The following is a 20,460-nucleotide window of genomic DNA, read 5'->3' on the forward strand; positions in this document are numbered from 1 at the left end:
CGGACCGGGTCCACGGCCGACATCCTGCCAGGGGCATGGGGCGGCGGGAACGCGGGCTGTCGGGTTACGGTTCGAGTGGCGTCGCGGGGTATTCCCGTTTGACACGGAGCCGGGAGGTAGCGTCACACTCCGCACGGGGCGCGGCGAGCGTACCCACCCCGTACGTATCGCACGCACCACGCCGAGAGCTACCGGAGAAACCGGAGAGAAGAGAGCGAGAAGTTGTCCCCGACCAGCGAGACCACGAACGGCGGACGCCGGCTTGTCATTGTCGAGTCGCCCGCCAAGGCCAAGACGATCAAGGGCTACCTCGGCCCGGGCTATGTGGTAGAGGCGAGCGTCGGACACATCCGCGATCTGCCGAACGGTGCCGCCGAGGTTCCGGCCAAGTACAAGGGGGAGCCCTGGGCCCGGCTCGGCGTGAACGTGGACGCCGGTTTCCAGCCCCTGTACGTCGTCAACAGTGACAAGAAGGACCAGGTCAGAAAGCTCAAGGAGCTGCTGGCCGAATCCGACGAGCTCTACCTGGCCACCGATGAGGACCGCGAGGGCGAGGCGATCGCCTGGCATCTGCGCGAGGTCCTCAAGCCCAAGGTGCCGGTGCGCCGGATGGTCTTCCACGAGATCACCCGGGACGCCATCCGGGCGGCCGTCAACAACCCGCGCGAGCTGAACCAGCTGCTGGTCGACGCGCAGGAGACCCGCCGCATCCTCGACCGGCTGTACGGGTACGAGGTCTCGCCGGTGCTGTGGAAGAAGGTCATGCCCCGGCTGTCGGCGGGACGCGTGCAGTCCGTGGCCACCCGGCTGGTCGTGGAGCGCGAGCGCGAGCGGATCGCGTTCCACCCGGCCGCGTACTGGGACCTGACGGGGACGTTCGCCACGGACGGCGGCGGCGCCGACGGCGGCCCTGACACCTTCGGCGCCCGCCTGGTGTCGGTCGACGGACGGCGCATCGCGCAGGGCCGCGACTTCGGCCCGGACGGGCAGCTCAAGAACCCCGGGCAGGTGCGCCAGCTCGACGAGGCGGCGGCGCGGGAGCTGGCGCAGAGCCTGGCCGGCGCGGCGTTCTCCGTCCGCTCGGTGGAGTCCAAGCCGTACCGGCGCTCCCCGTACGCGCCCTTCCGCACCACCACCCTCCAGCAGGAGGCGTCGCGCAAGCTGGGGATGGGCGCGAAGTCCACCATGCAGGTGGCGCAGCGGCTGTACGAGAACGGCTTCATCACCTACATGCGGACCGACTCGACCACGCTGTCGGAGACGGCCGTGGCGGCGGCGCGGGCGCAGGTGACGCAGCTGTACGGGCGGGAGTACCTGCCGGACAAGCCGCGTACGTACGCCAGCAAGGTGAAGAACGCGCAGGAGGCGCACGAGGCGATCCGCCCCTCGGGCGACCGCTTCCGCACCCCGGCCGAGACGGGCCTGACCGGCGAGCAGTTCCGGCTGTACGAGCTGATCTGGAAGCGGACCGTCGCCTCGCAGATGAAGGACGCGGTCGGCCAGTCGGTGGCGGTGCGCGTCGCCGGGACCGGCGCGGGCGGGCAGGACTGCGAGTTCGGCGCCACCGGAAAGATCATCACCTTTCACGGCTTCATGAAGGCGTACGTGGAGGGCGCGGACGACCCCAACGCCGAACTGGACGACCGCGAGCGGCGGCTGCCGCAGGTCGCCGAGGGCGACCCGCTGGCCGCGCGCGAGCTGGCGGCGGACGGGCACTCCACCAAGCCGCCGGCCCGGTACACCGAGGCCAGCCTGGTCAAGGAGCTGGAGGAGCGGGAGATCGGGCGGCCGTCCACGTACGCCTCGATCATCGGCACCATCCTGGACCGGCGCTACGTCTTCAAGAAGGGGACGGCGCTGGTGCCGTCCTTCCTGTCCTTCGCCGTGGTCAATCTGCTGGAGCAGCACTTCGGGCGGCTGGTGGACTACGACTTCACCGCCAAGATGGAGGACGACCTCGACCGGATCGCCACCGGCGACGCGGAGGCGGTGCCGTGGCTGCGCCGCTTCTACTTCGGTGAGGGCGGCGAGGGCGTCGGGGTCGCGGCGGAGGCCGGCAACGGCGACGGCGACCACCTGGGCGGGCTGAAGGAGCTGGTCACCGACCTGGGCGCGATCGACGCCCGGGAGATCTCCTCCTTCCCGGTCGGCGAGGGCATCGTGCTGCGGGTGGGCCGGTACGGCCCGTACGTGGAGGCGCCACCCGAGGAGGGCGCGGCGGAGGGCGAGCCGGGCAAGCGCGCGGACGTGCCGGACGAACTGCCGCCGGACGAGCTGACGGTGGAGCTGGCGAAGGAGCTGCTGGCGAAGCCCAGCGGCGACTTCGAGCTGGGCACCGACCCGGTCAGCGGGCACCCGATCGTGGGACGGGACGGGCGGTACGGCCCGTACGTCACGGAGGTGCTGCCGGAGGGCACGCCGAAGACCGGCAAGAACGCCGTGAAGCCGCGTACCGCCTCGCTGTTCAAGACGATGCGGCTGGACACGATCACGCTGGACGACGCGCTGAAGCTGCTGTCGTTGCCGCGTGTGGTGGGTACCGACCCGGAGTCCGGTGACGACATCACCGCGCAGAACGGCCGGTACGGCCCGTACCTGAAGAAGGGGACGGACTCGCGCTCGCTGGAGAGCGAGGAGCAGCTGTTCACGGTCACCCTGGAGCAGGCGCAGGCGATCTACGCCCAGCCGAAGAAGCGCGGGCGGGCCGCGGCCAAGCCGCCACTGAAGGAGCTGGGGACCGACCCGGTGACGCAGGCGCCGGTGGTGGTGAAGGACGGGCGGTTCGGTCCCTACGTGACGGACGGCGAGACGAACGCGACGCTGCGGCGGGACGACGATCCCGAAACCATCACCCCTGAACGTGGGTTCGAGCTGCTGGCGGAGAAGCGGGCCAAGGGGCCGGCGAAGAAGACCGCGAAGAAGACCGCGGCCAAGAAGACCACCAAGAAGGCCGCGGCGAAGAAGACGACCACGAAGAAGGCCGCCGCCAAGACCACCACGGCGAAGAAGACCGCCGCGAAGAAAACCTCGACGGCGACGAAGACGGCGGCCAAGAAGACGACTGCGGCGAAGAAAACCTCAGCGGCGAAAAAGGCCACGTCAAAGGCCGAAAACGGCCCCTCGGAGGAGTAGCCGCGGCAGGGCGGCGCGCGGGAGGTCGAGCCCTGCCGGTGTGTGCGGAAGGAAAGCCGTAGCGCCGGGTGGCTCATGGCGGCGCCGCCACGGTCGTTCCCCGGGCAAATGTTCGGGTAGCTGACGCCTGTGTCGGTGGTGGCGGTTACGCTGGCCGAATGACGCGAGCAGAGCAACACCCGGTTGTTGACCCCACCTGCGGCGCCACCGACGAGGCACTCGCCGCGGACTCCCGGGAGCGCGCCCGGCGGGCGTTGCTGCGGGTGCCGGAGCTGCGGCGCCTGTGGGAGGCGCAGTTCACCGGCGGTATCGGCGACATCCTCGCCGTCCTGGTGATCACCCTGCTGTCCGTGCAGGCGGCGTTCCACGTCACCGCGGGCGGCGAGATGCTGTTCGGCGGCGGCTACCGGGGTGTGGCGCTGGCCATCACGCTCGCGCTGACCGTACGGGTCGCGGCCGGGGTGCTGGGCGGCGTCCTGCTGCTGGGGCCCGTCAGCAAGCTGCTCGCGCCGGCCGGAAAGCTGGACCGGCGCTGGACGATGATCGGCGTGGACGGGCTGCGCGCCTCCCTGCTGATCGTCGCCCCGCTGTGGATCGTGTGGGTGCCGGACAGCGCCTACATCTACCTGCTGGTGACGCTCGGTGTGGCCGGGCTCGCCGAGCGGGTGTGGACCACCGCCAAGGACGGCGTGGCCCCCGCCCTGCTGCCGCCCCCGCCGCCGGAGGGCGCCGCCGTACGGCCGCTGCCCGACCACGGCGAGGCGCTGCGCCGGCTGTGGCTGCGCAGCGCGTTCCTGTCGGTGCCGGCCGCGGCCGCCGTGCTGGTGGCCGTCACTCTGGTGAGCAATCTGCTGGCCACCGGGATCGACTGGTTCGGCCAGCACCAGGCGGCGCTGGCCTCGTACGTTGCCGCCGGGTTCTTCGCCGCCTCGATCTCGGTGCTGTACTTCCTGAAGCTGCCGGTGGGCGACGGGCGCCGCCCGGTGTCGCCGCTGGAGGGGCTGCGCCGGCCGGCCGCCGGCACCACCCCGGACCGCGGGCGTACGGGCGCGATCCCGGTGCTGGTGCTGGGGTGCGCCGCGCTGGCGGCGGCGGTGGCCGCGGCGGTCGCGCTGGGCGTGCTGCGGGTTCTGGAGTTCGGCGGCGGCCCGGTCGCCTACGGCCTGTTCGTCGCCGGGCTGACCGGCGGGGTCGCGGCCGGGGTGCGCTCGGCGTCCGCGGTGCTGCCCGCCCTGTCGCGGCGGCGGGTCTTCGCGCTGGCGCTGGCGGTCACGGGTCTGGGCCTGTTCGGGGTCGGCATGATCGCCGACCCGGCGACGGTGCTGTTCACGGCGGTGGCCACGGGTGTGGCGGCCGGGGTCGCGGCGGCCACCGGGCACGTCCTGCTGGACCAGGAGACCGAGGAGTTCCGCCGGCCGCGGCTGACGCAGCACCTGCACGCCGTGGTCCGGATCGCGGTCGGGCTCGGGGTCCTGGTGGCCCCGCTGGTGGCGGCGCTGATCGGCCCGCACCGGGTCGAGCGCGGCGACTTCGTCATCGACCACGGGGGCGCGGCGTACACGCTCATGATCATCGGCGCGCTGCTGCTGCCGGTCGGAGCGCTGGTGCTGGGCCGTACGGATGACCGGCGCGGAGTACCGCTGCGCCGTGACCTCGTGACGGCCGTGCGCGGCGGCGGCGTGGAGCCGGTGCAGGCGACGGCCGCGAACGGGTTCTTCATCGTCGTCGAGGGTGGCGACGGAGCCGGCAAGACCACGCAGGTGGAGAAGCTGGCCGAGTGGATCCGCAGCAAGGGCCACGAGGTGGTGGTGACCCGCGAACCCGGAGCCACGCCGGTGGGTCAGCGGCTGCGGACGATCCTGCTGGACGTCTCCACCGGCGGGCTCTCGCACCGGGCCGAGGCGCTGCTGTACGCGGCGGACAAGGCCGAGCACGTGGAGACGGTGGTGCGGCCCGCGCTGGAGCGGGGCGCGGTGGTGATCTCCGACCGGTACATCGACTCGGCGGTGGCCTACCAGGGCGCCGGGCGCGACCTGTCGGCCACCGAGGTGGCGCGGATCTCGCGGTGGGCGACGGACGGGCTGCTGCCGCACCTGACCGTGCTGCTGGACGTGTCGCCGGAGACGGCGCGCGAGCGGTTCACGGAGGCGCCGGACCGCCTGGAGTCGGAGCCGAGCGAGTTCCACCAGCGGGTGCGGTCCGGGTTCCTGGCGCTGGCCGCCGCCGACCCGGCGCGCTATCTGGTGGTCGACGCCGGGCAGGACCCGGAGTCCGTCACCACGGCGGCACGGCACCGGCTGGACCAGATGCTGCCGCTGAGCGAGCAGGAGCTGCGGGAGCAGGAGGAGGCCCGGCGCAAGGCCGAGGAGGAGGCGCGGCGGCGCGCCGAGGAGGAGCGCCTGCGCAAGGAGGAGGAAGAGCGCCTGGAGCGGGAGCGCCAGGAGGAGCTGGCGCGGCTGCGGGCGGAGGAAGAGGAGCGCAAGGCGCGCGAGGCCGAGGAAGCGCGGCTCGCCGAGGAGCGGCGCAAGGCCGAGGAAGCCCGGCGGGTCGCCGAGGAGGCGCGCCGGCTGGCCGAGGAGGAGCGGCGCCGCCGGGAGGCCGAGGAGCGGCTGCGGCGTGCCGAGGAGGAGCGTCTTCGCCGGGAGGCCGAGGAGGAGGCGCGGCTGCGGGCGCAGGCCGAGGAGCGGCGCCGGGAGGTGCAGCGCAAGGCCGAGGAGGCGCTGCTCGCGGCCGAGCGGGCGCGGCTTGCGAAGGCCGACAACAGCGAGACGGTGCAGATCCCGCAGGTCGAGGACACCGACCGGCCTTCGGGCACGGACGGGGCCGACAGCAACAGCGAGACGATGCAGATCCCGAACTCGTACCCGGGCCCGGGGAACGACGAGACGCGTGTACTGCCCAAGCCGGGCGAGGCGGGGGAGACCCGGCCGATCCCGAAGGTGGACGAGGAAGGGCGCGGGAACCCCCCGGAGGATCCGCAGCAGCGGTCGCGTCCGGCGTGGGCCGAGGAGACCCCGCTCGATGATCTGCCGACGCTCGCCGATGAGCTGCTGGGGCGCCGCCGTGACGAGGACGAGGACGGCAAGGGCCGCTGAATCCGGCCGGTCGACGCGTGGAGCGGCGCTTCCCCCTGCGGGGGAAGCGCCGTTCCGGCTTGTCGGGGGCCGCGGGTTACCGCTCGGCGGGGGCCGGGAGCGTCTCGGCCTCGTCCCCGGCCTCCGTCCCTGTCTCGGCCCGGAGCAGCGGGAAGGGCTCGTGGATGGTCACCTCCGCGCCGGGGGCGACCCGGTAGGGGCCGTCGCAGACCTCGTCGGGGGCGGGCATGCCGTAGCCGGCGGGGGTCTGCGAGACACAGGCGTAGTACGTGCGGTCCCCGGGCACGAAGGCCACGCCGCACCGGCCGCTGGCGTCGGTGGTGCAGGTGTCGATGAGGGCGCCGCGTTCGTCCACGACGTCGAAGACCACGTCCTTGACCCCGTGCCCGGCGTCGGCGTCCTCGGCGACGGAGATGAGCACGCCTTCCTCGACGACGGCCTCTTCCTCGGCGGGCTCCTCGATCTCCTCCTGCTCTTCCTCCTCCGGCGGCGGGACGAGGGAGGGGCAGGTGACGGACCCGATGACGACATCCCCGGCGAGGAGGCCGGCGCCCTCGCCCAGGGTGAGGCGCAGGGCGTTGACGGTGAGGGAGCCGTCGGCCCCGGTGACCTGCTCGTTCAGGACGATCCGGCCGAGACCGCCGGGCAGCTGGAGGGTCGTGTTGGGCTGCGGGTTGCCGGTGACGTTGACCCGGGCGGACTCGGGGACGGCGACGACGGCGTCGTTGACGCGCACCCGGGCGGTGGGTGCGGAGTCCGGCTCGGTGACGCAGCGGGCGCTGACCGAGCCGGTGCTGAGGGTGGTGGCGGTGAGGTCGAGTTCGGTGCTGGCGACCCCGGCCTCGGCCGCGGTCCCGCCGGTACGGTGCTCGCCGGTGACGGCGTAGATGCCGGCGACGGTGCCCAGGGAGCTGAAGCGGGCGGAGGACACGTCGGCGCGTACCGGCCCGGTGGGGTAGGCGGCGCGGGCCTCGGTGATCTGGACGGTGCTGCCGAGGGTGGCGGTGAACCCGGTGGCGGCGAAGCCGGTGGGGTCGGCGGCCTGGGCGGAGCCGGGGAGTGCGACGGCCAGGACGGCGGCCAGGGTGACGGCGGGGAGGGCTTTGTGGGGGGACATGAGCCGGGGACTCCAATCATCGTGACACGATGACCACATAGTGTGATGAATGGGATCAAAGGTCTACGCGCCCCACCCGCCGTGCTCCGAACGGCGCAGCGAACCGCGGGTCCCGGACTGTCAGTGGAAGACGGCACAATGAGGGACGGCATTCAGCGGTGTGGAGCGGCTTGGAGCAGTGACGGAATGACGGTCTGGGACGAGCTGGTGGGCCAGGACCGGGTGGCGGCGCAGCTGACCGCGGCGGCCCGGGACGCCGACGCCTACGTCACGGCGATCGACGCCGGGCAGGAGCCGCGGCTGGCGGGGTCCTCGATGACGCACGCCTGGCTGTTCACCGGCCCGCCCGGATCCGGCCGGGCCACCGCGGCGCGGGCGTTCGCCGCCGCCCTCCAGTGCCTGAGCCCGGACCGCGCCCTGGGCGGCGCACCCGGCTGCGGCTTCTGCGACGGCTGCCACACCTCCCTCATCGGCACCCACGCGGACGTCGAGGTCATCCGCACCGACCTGCTCACCATCGGCGTCAAGGAGACCAGGGAGCTGGTCCGCCGCGCCCAGCTGTCACCGGCCGGAGGCCGCTGGCAGGTGATCGTCATGGAGGACGCCGACCGCCTGACCGAGGGCGCGGGGAACGTCCTGCTGAAGGCCGTCGAGGAGCCCGCGCCCCGCACCGTGTGGCTGCTGTGCGCACCGTCCACCGAGGACGTCCTGCCCACCATCCGCTCCCGCTGCCGCACGCTGTCGCTGCGCACCCCGCCGGTGGCCGCCGTCGCCGACGTACTCATGCGGCGCGACGGTGTCGATCCCGAGGTGGCGCAGGCCGCCGCGCGGGCCACCCAGGGGCACATCGACCGGGCACGGCGGCTGGCCACCGACGAACGGGCCAGGGCCCGCCGGGCGGCGGTGCTGCGCATCCCGGAGCGGGTGACGGACATCGGCGGCGCGCTGCGCGCCGCACAGGAACTGGTGGACGCCGCCGCCGAGGACGCCAAGCAGCTCGCGGAGGAGCGGGACGACAAGGAGACCGAGGAGCTGCGGGCGGCGCTGGGCGCGGCGGAGGGCAAACGCCTGCCGCGCGGCACCGCGGGCGTGATGAAGGACCTCGAGGACCGCCAGAAACGGCGCGCCACCCGGACCCAGCGGGACGCCCTGGACCTGGCGCTCACCGAGCTGACCGGGTTCTACCGCGACGTGCTGGCCCGGCAGTTGGGCTCCGCCGTCGCGCTGGCCGGCGGGGAGAGCGCGGCGGCCGTGGAACGGGTGGCGGCGGCGAGCGCGCCGGAGCGCACCCTGCGCCGCATGGAGGCGATCCTGGAGTGCCGCACGGCCCTGGACCGCAATGTTTCTCCGTTGCTCGCGGTGGAGGCGATGGCGGTGGCCTTGCGGTGAGCGGATACGCTCCAGGGATCCGCGATCAAGGTCACGCACGCCACGGGGGCCCGAAATGACTCGAAAGACCCGGTATCTACCGCTGCTGACGGTCGGCGCACTGCTGCTGGCCTCGGCCTGCAGTTCGGAAGAGCGCGCGGAGGAACGCCCCAGCCCGACGCAGTCGTCCGGCGAGGAGACCGCGACCGGCGGCTCGGAGGGCTCCGAGGGCGGCTCGGCGATCGACGCCCCGGCGCTCGATCCGCTGCCCGAGGAGATCTCGGCCGACCTCCAGCCGTACTACGAGCAGGAGCTGACCTGGCGCGGCTGCACCGGCGTACCGGGCTTCCAGTGCGCGATGCTGACGGTGCCGCTCGACTACACCAGCGTCGACCCGGCCGACGACATCCAGCTGACCGTCACCCGTGCCCGGGCCGGCGGCGCCGACCGGATCGGCGCCCTGCTGATGAACCCGGGCGGCCCCGGAGCCTCGGCGGTGGACTTCGCCCAGAGCTCGGCGAGCTACATCTTCCCGGCCGAGGTGCGCGAGCGGTACGACATGGTCGGCCTGGACGCGCGCGGCACCGGCGGCAGCGAGCCGATCGAGTGCCTGACCGGCCCCGAGATGGACGCCTCGACCCAGGTGGACCGCACCCCCGACGACGCGGAGGAGCAGCAGGCGCTGCTGACCGCGCACGAGGAGTTCGCGGCCGGCTGCCAGGCCAACTCCGGGCGCCTGCTGGAGCACATCTCCACCATCGAGTCGGCCCGCGACATGGACGTCCTGCGTGCGGTGCTGGGCGACGAGCGGCTGCACTACGTCGGCTTCTCCTACGGCACGAAGCTCGGCGCGGTGTACGCCGGGCTGTTCCCGCAGCGCGTCGGGCACCTGGTGCTGGACGCCGCCGTGGACCCGCGCCTGTCCACCCTGGACCTGGACCGCGAACAGGCCGGCGGCTTCGAGACGGCCTTCCGCTCCTTCGCCGACCACTGCGCGGCCCGCAACTCCTGCCCGCTGGGCTTCGAAGGCGGCGACGACGCCTCGCAGCGGCTGTCGGCCTTCTTCGCGGAGCTGGACGAGAAGCCCCTGGCGACCGGCCAGGACCGCCCGCTGACCGAGTCACTGGCGACGACGGGCGTGGCGATGGCGCTCTACAGCGAGTCCCTGTGGTCGCAGCTGCGGCAGGCCCTGTCGGCCGCCATGAACGAGGGCGACGGCTCACCGCTGCTGGAGCTGGCCGACGCGTACAACGAGCGCGAGCCGGACGGCTCGTACGGCACCACGATGTTCGCCTTCCCGGCGATCAGCTGCCTGGACAGCCCGGCCGGGACGAGCACCCCCGAGGAGGTCCTGGCCCAGCTGCCCGCCTACGAGGAGGCCTCCCCCACCTTCGGCCGTGACTTCGCGTGGGCCACCCTGCTGTGCGGCGTGTGGCCGGTGGAGCCCAGCGGCTCCCCGGTGACCATCGCGGCGGCCGGCGCCGACCCCATCCTGGTCATCGGCACCACCCGCGACCCGGCCACCCCGTACGCCTGGTCCGAGGGCCTGGCCGAGCAGCTGGAATCCGGCATCCTGCTGACCAACGACGGTGACGGCCACACCGCCTACGGCGACAACGCCTGCATCGACGCCATGGTGAACGACTACCTGCTGGAGAACGTCAGTCCCGAGGAAGGTGCTTCTTGCCCATAGCCTGCGCGGGCTACCGCCCCGCGATCTCGGCCCGCACGGAGGGCAACCCCCTCCCCGCGGGCATGACGGACGCCCAACTGGACGCCCACTTAACCGAGTGCCCGGACTGCAACCGCTGGGCCAAACGCCTGCGGGCCCTGCGCGCGGCAACGGACGACCTCCACCGCCGCCGCCTCCGTGTCACCCCACCCCCGACCCCCATGTAGAATCATCGAGCACCACCCGCCGCCTTAGCTCAGTCGGCCAGAGCGACGCACTCGTAATGCGTAGGTCAAGGGTTCGATTCCCTTAGGCGGCTCACCCAAAGGCCAGGTCAGACCTACTCTGACCTGGCCTTTTAGTTGATGCGCGGTAATAGTCGGGGCCCCGCCACGGTGAACGTCGGCCGGTGTGCGTACGCGCCGAGCCTTCAGGGCGGGGCTCACCTCCTGTGCCGACCAGCTGGTAGCTCATCGGAGAAGACGCGAGGTGCCGGTGTTTTCCTACTCGCCCGGTGCCGGCGCCCGGCTGACGATGTCCGAAAGCGGGCCGCGATAGGTAGTGCCGAGCTTGCTCGCCACACCCTGGGTGGGACCGGGCCCGTACTTCAGGCGGCTCACATAGTTTTCCGGCAGCAATACCCGGTCGCCGACCTCCAGTGGTGTGCTCCCACGCCAGCGGTAGGCGTATCCGCCGACGTCCACCACCTGATGGCCGCCGATCTCGTACACCCGCTTCGAACTGTCCAGTTCTTCCTCAAGTTCTTTGACGCGCTGTTCCAGCCGTTCCACCCGGGATCTGGAGAGGCGCGCGCTGCTCTCTTTGCCGGATGCGAACCCTTCGTTCCACCCGCGTCGATGGGCCTCGGCCACGGCTTTGTCCTGCTCCGTGGCATGCGTGCCGCACGCCACGTCCGAGCCTGATATCCGGATCTTGCAGGGGCGCCCAGAGCGGGTCGGGCGCCCGCAGGCGCGGTGGTGCTGGTCAGTCATACGAGAACCCCCGGTGAGTAGATGACGGTGATCTTCTCTCAGGTTTCGACCACGGGCACAGCACAAATCCAGACATAGCCCGCCCCTGTCTGCTGTTGAGGAGAGCACACGAGGCGCCTGCTAGCGGCCTTCGACCTTGGCCAGGGTTTCCTGGGCTTCCGGGATGCCGAGATCGTTCAGGAGCCTCGCCATGTTGACCCCGACGAAGGCGCGGTCGGCCGCCGTCAGATCACGCAACGCGACCGCAAGCGACCTTTCCCAGCTGTCGGGTGCGGGCTCGGGTTCGGCCGGTTTCTCCGGGGGCTGGAGGAGAGAGCGGTTCTCAACCGTCCACTCCAGCACCTGCTTAGCGTTTTGCGGGTGGTACAGCAGCCACATCGCCGCCAGGCCGCGCGGGTCGTCGCTGACCAGCTCGCGGAAGAACTGGAAGGCGTTGAGCATGCCGCTGTCCCACGAGCCCGGTAGCGGCGGCGCCGCGCGTACGCCGGTCGGGTCGGTCCCCGGCTGTTGGAGGACGCGGTACATGATCCCGGCGTCGGGTACGACATGCAGCCCGCCCGAGCCCATGCCGTTCTCGGCGATATGGCGGGCGATCCGGATGGGCACATCGGCCGCGGTGATCTGGTGGTACAGCACCATGACCGGATCGCTGACCTGCCAGCTCACCGAGTACCGGAACGCCGGTTGTGGCCCTGTGCCACCGTCCGGTACCACCACGTCCACCCAGTCCGGCCGTTCGGCGAGCGAGACCCAGCCGGACCGCGCGAAGACACTTCCCAGCATGCGCAGCGCCTTCGGCTGCGGATAGTCGAACCCGCCCCACTCCCCGGCCGGAACGCCGACCAGGGCCGTGCCGTCGTGGGCCATCAGCACCAGAGCCCGGTCGGGTCTGGCGTTGGCGGGGGAGCGGAGCTGCAGTACGGAACGGAACGCCGACGTCGTCAGCGGCTCCACCAGTGGTGCGCTCATGTGACGGCTCCTTCTGCGATGTTCTCGGCCCGGGCGCGCCGGTGGAGGCGGGCAACGAGCAAGGTACGTATGCCGCGCTGCTCGCCGGCGCCGGAGGCGAGCGCGGTGATGAGGGCCGTGGCACGAGCCCGGATGCGGGGGTTGGGGGATTCCTCGGCCCTCAGGAGCGCGTCCACGACGGCCTTCCTTGCCTGGGCGTCGTTGAGAGCCCTGCGCACCAGAGGTAGCAGCGGTTCTGGATCGTCGACGTCCAACTGAAGGAAGTCCGTGATCAATCGCGGGATGGCCCCCAGCGCGTACGAGCGCTGGCCGGAACCCTCCGGCCGGGCGATCCAATCGGTGAATGTATCGAACACAGGTTTGGCGTTCGCCGATTCCATCAGCAAGACGGCCAGGGAAAGGGAGACGCCGGTCTGTACGCTGGCCCGGGCTGGGCCCGCCAGCACCCGGTCCAGCAGGCCCAGTGTCCGGTCCGGCCGGATCAGACCGAAGCCGCCGCCGCAGGTCTCTGCCACGGTCGCGCGCAGGTGCTCGTTCTGATATCCGCTCCACCGCCACATCTGGTCCCGGACCGCCCCGGCCACCAGCCCGTCCTGCGCGGCCTCATTGAGCGCGTACGCCACCAGCCGTCGTCGCCAGCGGTCGGGTGATTCGGCCAGCAGCCGCAGCTGCCGTAACACATCAGGCCCGGTCGCCTGGCGCAGTACCCGGCCGATGGCCCGCCCCGCGGTGTAGTCGATACCGGGGAAGTAACGCGTTGAATCTCTCCGAAGCCAGGTGAGCACCGCGTCGGCGATGCCGTCATAGTCCAGCCAGAGCCGACTGAGGACGGCGTCGGCCTGGTGTCGGCGCTGGAAAGTGATCGGCTCGATCCAGTAGCGGAACCAGTAGCGGCTGTCGCTGTCGACGACGCGCGGCAGCGGATGGGCTTTTACCTTCCGCAGACGGGCGGCGAAGTCGTCACCCAGCACATCCACTTCGGTTGTTGGTGTCCCCGCTGATTCCCGGCTGGTGGTGGAAGGGTCGAGCAGGGGCCGCAGGCCGGCCGCGCAGCGGGCGATGACGGTTCGGTCCTGGTGCTCCAGCAGCGCGACCGAAGTGGCCAGGGCAAGTGCGTCACTGTCCTCGCGCACAGCGCGCAGTGTCTGGGTGGCGTGGTCGCCGGCGGAACGGGTGAGGTCGCCCAGCGCCTCGTGCAATTCCTTGGTGCCCAGGGCGATGTGGCGCAGTTCCTCGGCCACCTCGGTGCCCACAGCAGGCTCCTGGCTCGCCTCCAGGTACGCCTTGACCCGTACATCGCCCAGGTTGACCAGAGCGAGGGACAGTTGTTCTTCGGTCAGGCCCATCGACCCGAGGCGGGCGCGGGCGACCTCCGCGGGGTGCGGCGGTTTGTGGAGGACCTGCCAGCGGGCGGTTGTGGAGGACAGGCGCTGTGCCGGGCTGATGATGACGATCAGGTGGGCGCCGGTCGCCTGGAGCCGCTCGCGCAGCGCGGTCAGCGCCACATCCGTCAGTGCGCCGGCGGATTCCGCGTTCAGGCCCCGCAGCAGATACCCACTGCTCTCCGCGGGCTTCAGGTCGGCCAGCTCGCGGCTCGGATCGAGACCGATGACACGGCCACCCGCCCCGAGCCGCTCGCGCAGCAGGGCGAACGCGGCGGTGCCGGCGCCCGAACCGGTGGCCCCGATGAGCAACAGCACCCGGCGCCGGTCCAGTACGTCACGGCAAGCGGTGAACGAAGGGGGCTCGACGAAGGCGCGCAGTCGCTCGGAGACGTCCTCGGTCGGGTACGGGCCTTCGCGGAAGCGGGGTTTGACCACCCTTGTGGCGGTGGCGAAGGTGAGGTTCACATCGCCTTGCACACTGCCGTGCACGGCGGCGCCCTGTTCGACCCGCTGGTGGTCGCCTGTTTGGCTGGGTTCGTCCTCCGGTTTCTCCGTCACTGACCGGCCCCCGGCACGCCAAAGGTTCCCGAGAGGCCGCCCGTGACATCGCCGATCACCGCATGGCCCTGTCCGACATGCTGGTTGTGACCCGCCCCGGTGGGTTGCGGCTGAACGGCATCGGGAGCGCTCGGTCGTGATTCGGTCCCTGCCTTGGACGGTGTGGTGGCGGAATCCTCGATGGCGCTGATGATGCCGTTGCGCAGCAGGTGACCGGACGGGGAGGGGATGTACAGCCAGGCCTGTTGGGTGAAGGCCTTACCCGGCACCGTGGCCGGCACTTCGATGAAGTGGTCGGGCCGGAGACCTGTATAGCCACCGAGGACGACATCCTGGTAGACCCGGTCGGAGAGGATCGCAGCCAAGTGGGTGGTCTGCTCACTGCCCGGGGTGGCGAGGATCGCCTTGACCGGACGGGAGTCGAGGAGCCGGTGGGTGTCGTTACGAGCGGTTCCGTTGCCGTCGGCCTCGGGCAGCGGTCCCACATGGACGCTGGCGCGCATCCGCAGGCGTGGTGAGACGTACTGGCCGTTGTGCCGACCGAGGAGACCGTCGAGCACCCTGAGGAACGGGAAGACGACGAAGGGAAGATGGGCCGGGTCGAATCCGAAGACGACTCCGTCCCCGGTGTTGGCGGGGAAGCTCTTGGTGTCCCTCAAGTCTGTCAGACCGGCCTCCGTGAGGGCCCGGTCTACGAGCTCCGAGATCACCATGCTGACCGCCGAATGCTGGATGGCGGCCAGGCCGGTGAAGTCCTTGGCATCGACAGCGAGGAGAGCCCGATATCCGGGCAGCGGACGGCTCTCGGCGTTGGGGCGGGGGATGGGGGTGGGGAGGTGGGTAGACATGAGGTGCGTGCCTCTCCTGAGGATCGGGTGGCCCGTTGTGGGGCGTCGCCGATCCTCTCCCCGGGTTACCCGGCGTTGTGCCCAGCAGTGGGCACTCGGGCGGTGAGGGCACTCACACTCGAGACGCCATGCCGGGGCGGCGGCAGAGGGGGCACGGCTTCGCCTCCCGATGTCTGGCGTGCAGACACGGGTAGCCCGCCCACGCTCCCAGCGTGCCCGGATCGATGATGTCGATGATCCTGCGGGCGGTCGTCACCGCGCCGGCGTCGCGGAGGTGTTGCAGCGCTTCGGCGACGCTGTTGCGCGAGCTGCCGACTGCCTGGGCAAGCTCTTCCTGGGTGAGTCCGGCTAACTGTCGGGATTCGGCGAGGCCGGAAAGCCGGAGAAGGGTGCGTGCGAGCCGCTCGGGAACCGATAACGTGACCAGCTCAGCACGGTGCTCATCAGACTCTCGGGTCTTTTTCATCGCATGGTCCAGCAGTTCCGCCTCGAGGCGGTTTGCCTGGACGAAACGCCGGAACCAGTCCGCGTGCAGCACACGCGTCACACATCCCGTGACAGCGACGACATCCGCGCCCCGGGGCAGACGCCCTTTGCTGAGCACTGACACCTCGCCGAGCAGTTCGCCCGGGCCGCGGAAGGCCAACCACAGGCAGGTTCCGTCCGGCCGGTGCTGGATGACCTTGGTCAGCCCGGCGGAGAGCGCCAGCAAGTGTGTTCCGGGGGCGCCCTGCCGTAACATCACCGCGCCTGCCGCGAAGCGTCGTTCCACGCCCTGCCCGGCCAGTGCTTCCCACATTTGATCCGACCGCACGTTCGCGCCCTCCCGCCACAAATGGCCAACTTCGGGTCGGACAGGTCCGGAATATCGGGACCACGCGCCACTCACTGCCACCACTCCGGAGCCTGCCCGGAACAGCCTGGACCGAAATCACCGGATCGAAACTGCCCATCGATCGAAGTGGCCTGACGCGGTGTCTATGGACGCGCTTGGACCGTGAGGGTACGGCCATGCAGGTTGTGGGTGGTCGCATGGATGTGCGTACGGTCCGGGAGGCGGCGCACCCGCACGCCCTCGTCGGCGGATGTGGCGTGCAGGCTGTGTCCTATCAGGGTGACCGAGATGGTGTCGCGCTTCGTGGTGGGGTCCGCGATCGCGATCGAGAGGGTGCCGTCGGGGGTGGTGTGGAGGAGGACGGAGGCGGGGCCCTCGATGGTCAGGGAGCCCGCTTGGTGGCGGCCGGGGGTGAAGGTGTTGGCCATCAGGAGGGAGAGGTCTTTGTGTTCGACGGCCTGGAGGTGGGAGGTGTTGGACAGGATGGTCAGGGGGCTGTCGGCGTATGAGGCCAGTTGGGCGCGTGTGGCGTTGGGGAGCAGGGCGTAGGCCAGTGAGTGGGGGTGGGGCGTCGGGGGGTGTTCCTGGAGGAGGGTGAAGATCTGTTTTGTGATCAAGGTGTCGGGGTTGGCGGTGCGGATCAGGCGGCGGGAGTTGGTCACCGTGGTCAGGTGTGCGGTGGGGGTGGTGTCGGTGAGGAAGAGGTAGCCGATCGAGAAGTCGGGGCCGGTGCAGTGCAGCCAGCCGGGGCCCTCTTCGAGGGTCATGGGAGAGGCGGGGTCGGTGATGCGGGTGTCCAGGGTGGTGGTCAGGGGGCGGCCGGCCGGGTCGGTGATACCGGTGGTCAGGATGACGATCTCGTCGTCGAACATGAACCAGGACTTCGTGGCGCGGGCGTTGGCGTAGGTGACGAAGTCCGGGGGGAGTTCGTGGCGGGCGGCGTGGGCCGCGTCGTCGCCGAGGACGAGGGATGCCGTGCCGTACGGGCCGAGGTGGGCGCCGCCGGAGTGGGTGTTGGTGGCGAGGGGGAAGTAGACGTACTGGTTTTGGCGCGTGGACGAGGCCGTGAAGCCGGCCTCCGGGTTGTCGTACCAGGGGGTGCCGTAGAGGTCCGGGATCGTGCGGCGGGGTTCGACCGGGGTCGTGACACCGGCGAGGTGGTAGGGGGAGACCGTCGTGAAGTGGTGGATGCCGAAGGTCTGCGACTGGTCCTGGCCGGTCAGGTAGAGGTAGTGGGCGCCGTCGCCCTGGAACCAGGGGGTGAGGTTCTCGCCGTTCATGTACTCGTACTTGCTGATCCGCCGCGAGCTGCGGGCCAGGGCGAAGGCGTAGCCGGGGCGGCGGTGGACCGTGCGGTCCATCGCGTTGAAGGCCGCGTGATGTTCCGCGGGTACGAGGTCCTCGGCCGGGATGGTGGGGTCGGCCAGGATGTCGGCGTACGCGGCGATGGTGACCGGGGAGACGAAGTCCTTCGGGTCGGGGGGCGAGGGGGAGACCTGGGCGAGGGATTTCGCGTAGGACTTGAGGACGTGGGCGTCCTGGTCTGAGGTGTGGGAGGAGAGGTCGGTGACCGCTTCGACGATGGTGGAGACGTCCGCGTACCCGGTCTGCGGGCGGGAGACGGTGCGGCCCTTGACGATCTCCATCAGCCAGCCCTCGAAGATGACCGGGGCGAAGCTGTGGGTGATCCAGCCCTGGATGACCGGGGCCAGGGGTGTGGCGGGGGCGAAGCCCGTGCCGTGCAGGAGTTTGAGGGTCTGGACGGCACGGGTGAGGAGGTTCTTGCCGTAGGCGCCGGTGTAGGCGACCGATTCGTGCTGGATGAAGGAGCCGTCTGCGTGGAAGCCGTCGCCCTCCTCGACCGTGGCGTAGACGGTGAGTTGGTCGGCGACCGCCTTGGTCACGCGGGCGCCGTCGCCCGTCAGCGCGCCCTGGAGGATGCGGTTGGTGGTGATGTCGGCGAGGTTGGCACCGGTGTGGAAGCGGGAGTCCAGGTCGACATCGCCGTTCTTGCCGTTGCGCAGGTAGGCGTCCATCGAGGCGAGGTAGGTGGCGGTCAGGGTGGGGTGGTGGGTGGCGAGTTCGTCCCGCAGCAGGATGAGGGCCTTGGTCACGTGGGTGGAGATGCCGATCTCCCAGGTGAACCAGTTGCCGTAGTAACCCAGGGACTGGTCGCCGTAGTACGTGTCGTGGAGCTGGGCCAAGGCGTCGATCACGCGGCGCTGGGTGGCCGGGGACGGGGTGGCGAGGGCGATCTCGTACAGGTAGCGGTAGGTGGTGTGGAGGTTCGGGTCGCTCGTGCCGAGGGGGAGGTTCGGGAAGAGTTCGCCCGGTGCGGCCCCGTCCATCGCGGTGAGGTGACGTTGGGCGGTGGACGCGATGTCGGCGAGTCGCGCCGCCACTTCGGGGCGGGCGTTGGACTCCGGGGTGCCGGTCAGGATCGCGAGGGCGTTGGACAGGATTCTGTCGTGGTCGTCCACTCCCGGCGCGGCGGCAGGGGAGCGCGCGGGCACCGCCACGCTCAGCAGGGCGGACGCGGGCAGGGTGGTCAGCAGGGCGCGGCGTGAGAAATCCATGGGGCCTCCCCCGTCCAAGCAACCACGCCCGGACGGGGGCGGCAAGACACCCGTCAGGTGGTGGAGAGGTCCAGCAGGACCTTGGAGGCGAGTTCGCGGTTGCCGGCCAGGTCGAAGGCTTCGGTGGCCCGGTCGAGCGGGTACGTGTGGGTGATGACCGGGTCGACGGGGAGGCCCTGAGCCAGGAGGGACAGGGCCTCGTCGAATTCGGTGTCGAACCGGAAGGCGCCGCGAAGGTCGAGTTCGCGGGTGACCGCGACGTTGCCGAGCAGGCCCACTTCGCCGGGCGGCAGCAGCCCGAGCAGGACGACGGTGCCGCCGCGGCGGGTGCGTTCCACGCAGGTGCGCAGGCCGGCCGGGGCGCCGGATGCCTCGATGGTGATGTCGAACGGGGCCGCCCAGGCCGGGTCTTCGGGGTGGTCCGCCCGGACGGTGGCGGTGGCGCCCACCTCGGCGGCGATGCGCAGGGGTTCGTCCACGAGGTCGGAGGCCACGATCTCGGCGGCGCCGTGGTGGCGCAGGGCGGCCACGACGAGGCAGCCGATGGGGCCGGCTCCGGTGACCAGGACGCGCTTGCCCCGTACGTCCCCGGCCCGGTTGACCGCGTGCAGGGCGACGGACAGGGGTTCGGCGAGGACGGCTCGGTGCAGGGTGAGGCCGGGCGGGAGGGTACGGATCTGGGCGGCGGGCACGGTGACGCGCTGGGCGAACCCGCCCTGGACGTGCGGAAGGTGGGCGGCGCTGCCCAGGTAGCGGGTGTGCCCGCAGATGTTGCGGCGATCGGCGGCGCACTCGGGGCAACTGCCGCATGGGGTGGCGGGGTGGATCGCGACGGCAGTGCCCACGGCGGGGCCCTCCGTCTCGGGGCCGAGAGCCGCTACGTGGCCGACCACTTCGTGGCCGAGCACCATGGGCTCGCGCACGGCGAAGTCGCCGACCCGGCCCCGGTGGTAGTAGTGCAGGTCGGAGCCGCAGATTCCGCCGAGCGCGATGGCGACCGCGATCTCCCCGGGGGCGGGTGCGGGGGTGGGCCGTTCCTCGATCCGCAGATCGCCGGCGCCGTGGACGGTGCAGGCGCGGATGGTCGTGGGGTGCATGAAGGGCTCCAGAGGGTTACAGGACGGAGAGCATGCCGCCGTCGACGTACAGCAGTTGTCCGTTGACGAAGTCAGATGCGGGCGAGGCGAGGAAGATCAGGGCGCCCACGAGATCGTCGGTCTGGCCCCAGCGGCCGGCCGGGGTCCGCTTGCGTACCCAGGCGCTGAACTCCTCGTCCGCGACCAGCGCGGAGGTCAGCTCGGTGTCGAAGTAGCCCGGGCCGATGCCGTTGACCTGGATGCCCGAGGGCCCGAGGTCCGCGCACATCCCCTTGGTGAGCATCTTCAGGCCGCCCTTGGTGGCGGAGTACGGGGCGATGCCGGGCCGGACGGCCTCGCTCTGGAGCGAGCAGATGTTGATGATCTTGCCGTGGCCCCGGGGCACCATGCGGCGCGCGACCTCGCGGCCGACGAGGAAGGCGCTGGTGAGGTTGGTGTCGAGCAGGCCGTGCCAGTCCTCGTCGGTGAACTCGGTGAAGGGGGCGCGGCGCTGGGCGCCGGTGTTGTTGACCAGGATGTCGATCGCCCCGGCCCGCTCCTCGATGCGGCCGACGGCGGCGGCCACGGCGGTGGAGTCGGTGACGTCGAAGGCTTCGGCGAGGACGGTGGCGTCGCCGAAGGTCGCGGCGAGCTCCGCGCGGGTGGCCTCCAGGGTGGCGGCGTCGCGGCCGTTGAGGACGACGGTGCAGCCGGCTTCCAGGAGTCCCTGGGCCAGGGCCCGGCCGATGCCGCGGCTCGATCCGGTGACCAGGGCCACCTTGCCGGTGACGTCGAACAGGGGGTGGCTCATGGGGTCGTCCTCTCAGGTGCGGCACG

Annotated in this window: 13 protein-coding genes and 1 tRNA gene; 5 read left to right on the forward strand and 9 right to left on the reverse strand. The window is 71.2% G+C overall.

What is annotated here, in order from left to right; genetic code table 11:
* Window positions 1-222: 222 nt before the first annotated feature.
* Together topA and tmk are read left to right on the forward strand one after the other, a co-directional pair.
* The gene (gene topA / locus H7827_RS16160) at window positions 223-3,132 is read left to right on the forward strand and encodes a type I DNA topoisomerase (RefSeq protein WP_432746032.1); all 2,910 of its coding nucleotides are present in this window, start codon (window positions 223-225) and stop codon (window positions 3,130-3,132) included.
* Window positions 3,133-3,290: 158 nt separating this feature from the next.
* The gene (tmk, locus tag H7827_RS16165; RefSeq protein ID WP_432746034.1) at window positions 3,291-6,227 is read left to right on the forward strand and encodes a dTMP kinase; all 2,937 of its coding nucleotides are present in this window, start codon (window positions 3,291-3,293) and stop codon (window positions 6,225-6,227) included.
* 76 nt (window positions 6,228-6,303) lie between these two features.
* Here the strand turns inward: tmk and H7827_RS16170 are convergent, their stop codons facing one another.
* Window positions 6,304-7,344, reverse strand: coding sequence for a choice-of-anchor P family protein (locus tag H7827_RS16170; RefSeq protein ID WP_432746036.1), 1,041 nt, complete (start codon window positions 7,342-7,344; stop codon window positions 6,304-6,306).
* A 186-nt stretch (window positions 7,345-7,530) separates the two neighbouring features.
* Here H7827_RS16170 and H7827_RS16175 point away from each other — a divergent pair, with 186 nt between their 5' ends.
* The 3 genes from H7827_RS16175 to H7827_RS16185 all read left to right on the forward strand — a co-directional run bounded on the left by H7827_RS16175 (window position 7,531) and on the right by H7827_RS16185 (window position 10,703).
* The gene (locus H7827_RS16175) at window positions 7,531-8,733 is read left to right on the forward strand and encodes a DNA polymerase III subunit delta' (protein WP_030735343.1); all 1,203 of its coding nucleotides are present in this window, start codon (window positions 7,531-7,533) and stop codon (window positions 8,731-8,733) included.
* Window positions 8,734-8,788: 55 nt separating this feature from the next.
* On the forward strand, window positions 8,789-10,405 hold the full coding sequence (locus tag H7827_RS16180; protein ID WP_432746039.1) for an alpha/beta hydrolase: 1,617 nt from the start codon (window positions 8,789-8,791) through the stop codon (window positions 10,403-10,405).
* A 224-nt stretch (window positions 10,406-10,629) separates the two neighbouring features.
* Window positions 10,630-10,703 (forward strand) — tRNA-Thr (locus tag H7827_RS16185).
* A gap of 184 nt (window positions 10,704-10,887) precedes the next feature.
* On the opposite strand, the gene H7827_RS16190 is transcribed toward H7827_RS16185, so the two are convergent.
* The 8 genes from H7827_RS16190 to H7827_RS16225 all read right to left on the reverse strand — a co-directional run bounded on the left by H7827_RS16190 (window position 10,888) and on the right by H7827_RS16225 (window position 20,434).
* Window positions 10,888-11,376 carry a hypothetical protein gene (locus H7827_RS16190; protein WP_432746041.1) on the reverse strand — a complete coding sequence of 163 codons (489 nt, stop codon included), beginning with the start codon at window positions 11,374-11,376 and terminating at the stop codon, window positions 10,888-10,890.
* 120 nt (window positions 11,377-11,496) lie between these two features.
* Window positions 11,497-12,345, reverse strand: coding sequence for a hypothetical protein (locus H7827_RS16195; RefSeq protein ID WP_432746043.1), 849 nt, complete (start codon window positions 12,343-12,345; stop codon window positions 11,497-11,499).
* Window positions 12,342-14,288, reverse strand: a complete 1,947-nt coding sequence (locus tag H7827_RS16200) for a hypothetical protein (RefSeq protein ID WP_432746045.1) — start codon at window positions 14,286-14,288, stop codon at window positions 12,342-12,344. The genes H7827_RS16195 and H7827_RS16200 overlap by 4 nt, the downstream gene beginning before the upstream one ends.
* A complete protein-coding gene (locus H7827_RS16205) occupies window positions 14,285-15,136 on the reverse strand; it encodes a hypothetical protein (RefSeq protein WP_432746047.1) in 852 nt (283 codons plus the stop codon). Before H7827_RS16205 ends, H7827_RS16200 begins: the two co-directional genes overlap by 4 nt.
* Window positions 15,137-15,248: 112 nt before the next feature.
* A complete protein-coding gene (locus tag H7827_RS16210) occupies window positions 15,249-15,935 on the reverse strand; it encodes a Crp/Fnr family transcriptional regulator (RefSeq protein WP_432746049.1) in 687 nt (228 codons plus the stop codon).
* Window positions 15,936-16,114: 179 nt separating this feature from the next.
* Entirely contained in the window at window positions 16,115-18,547 is a 2,433-nt protein-coding gene (locus tag H7827_RS16215) for a polysaccharide lyase family 8 super-sandwich domain-containing protein (RefSeq protein ID WP_432746051.1), read from the reverse strand.
* A gap of 53 nt (window positions 18,548-18,600) precedes the next feature.
* The gene (locus tag H7827_RS16220; protein WP_432746053.1) at window positions 18,601-19,644 is read right to left on the reverse strand and encodes an L-idonate 5-dehydrogenase; all 1,044 of its coding nucleotides are present in this window, start codon (window positions 19,642-19,644) and stop codon (window positions 18,601-18,603) included.
* Window positions 19,645-19,660: 16 nt separating this feature from the next.
* Entirely contained in the window at window positions 19,661-20,434 is a 774-nt protein-coding gene (locus H7827_RS16225; protein ID WP_432746055.1) for an SDR family oxidoreductase, read from the reverse strand.
* Window positions 20,435-20,460 lie beyond the last annotated feature (26 nt).

Source organism: Streptomyces sp. JH002 (assembly GCF_050916115.1).
Classification (GTDB): Bacteria; Actinomycetota; Actinomycetes; order Streptomycetales; family Streptomycetaceae; genus Streptomyces; species Streptomyces xiamenensis.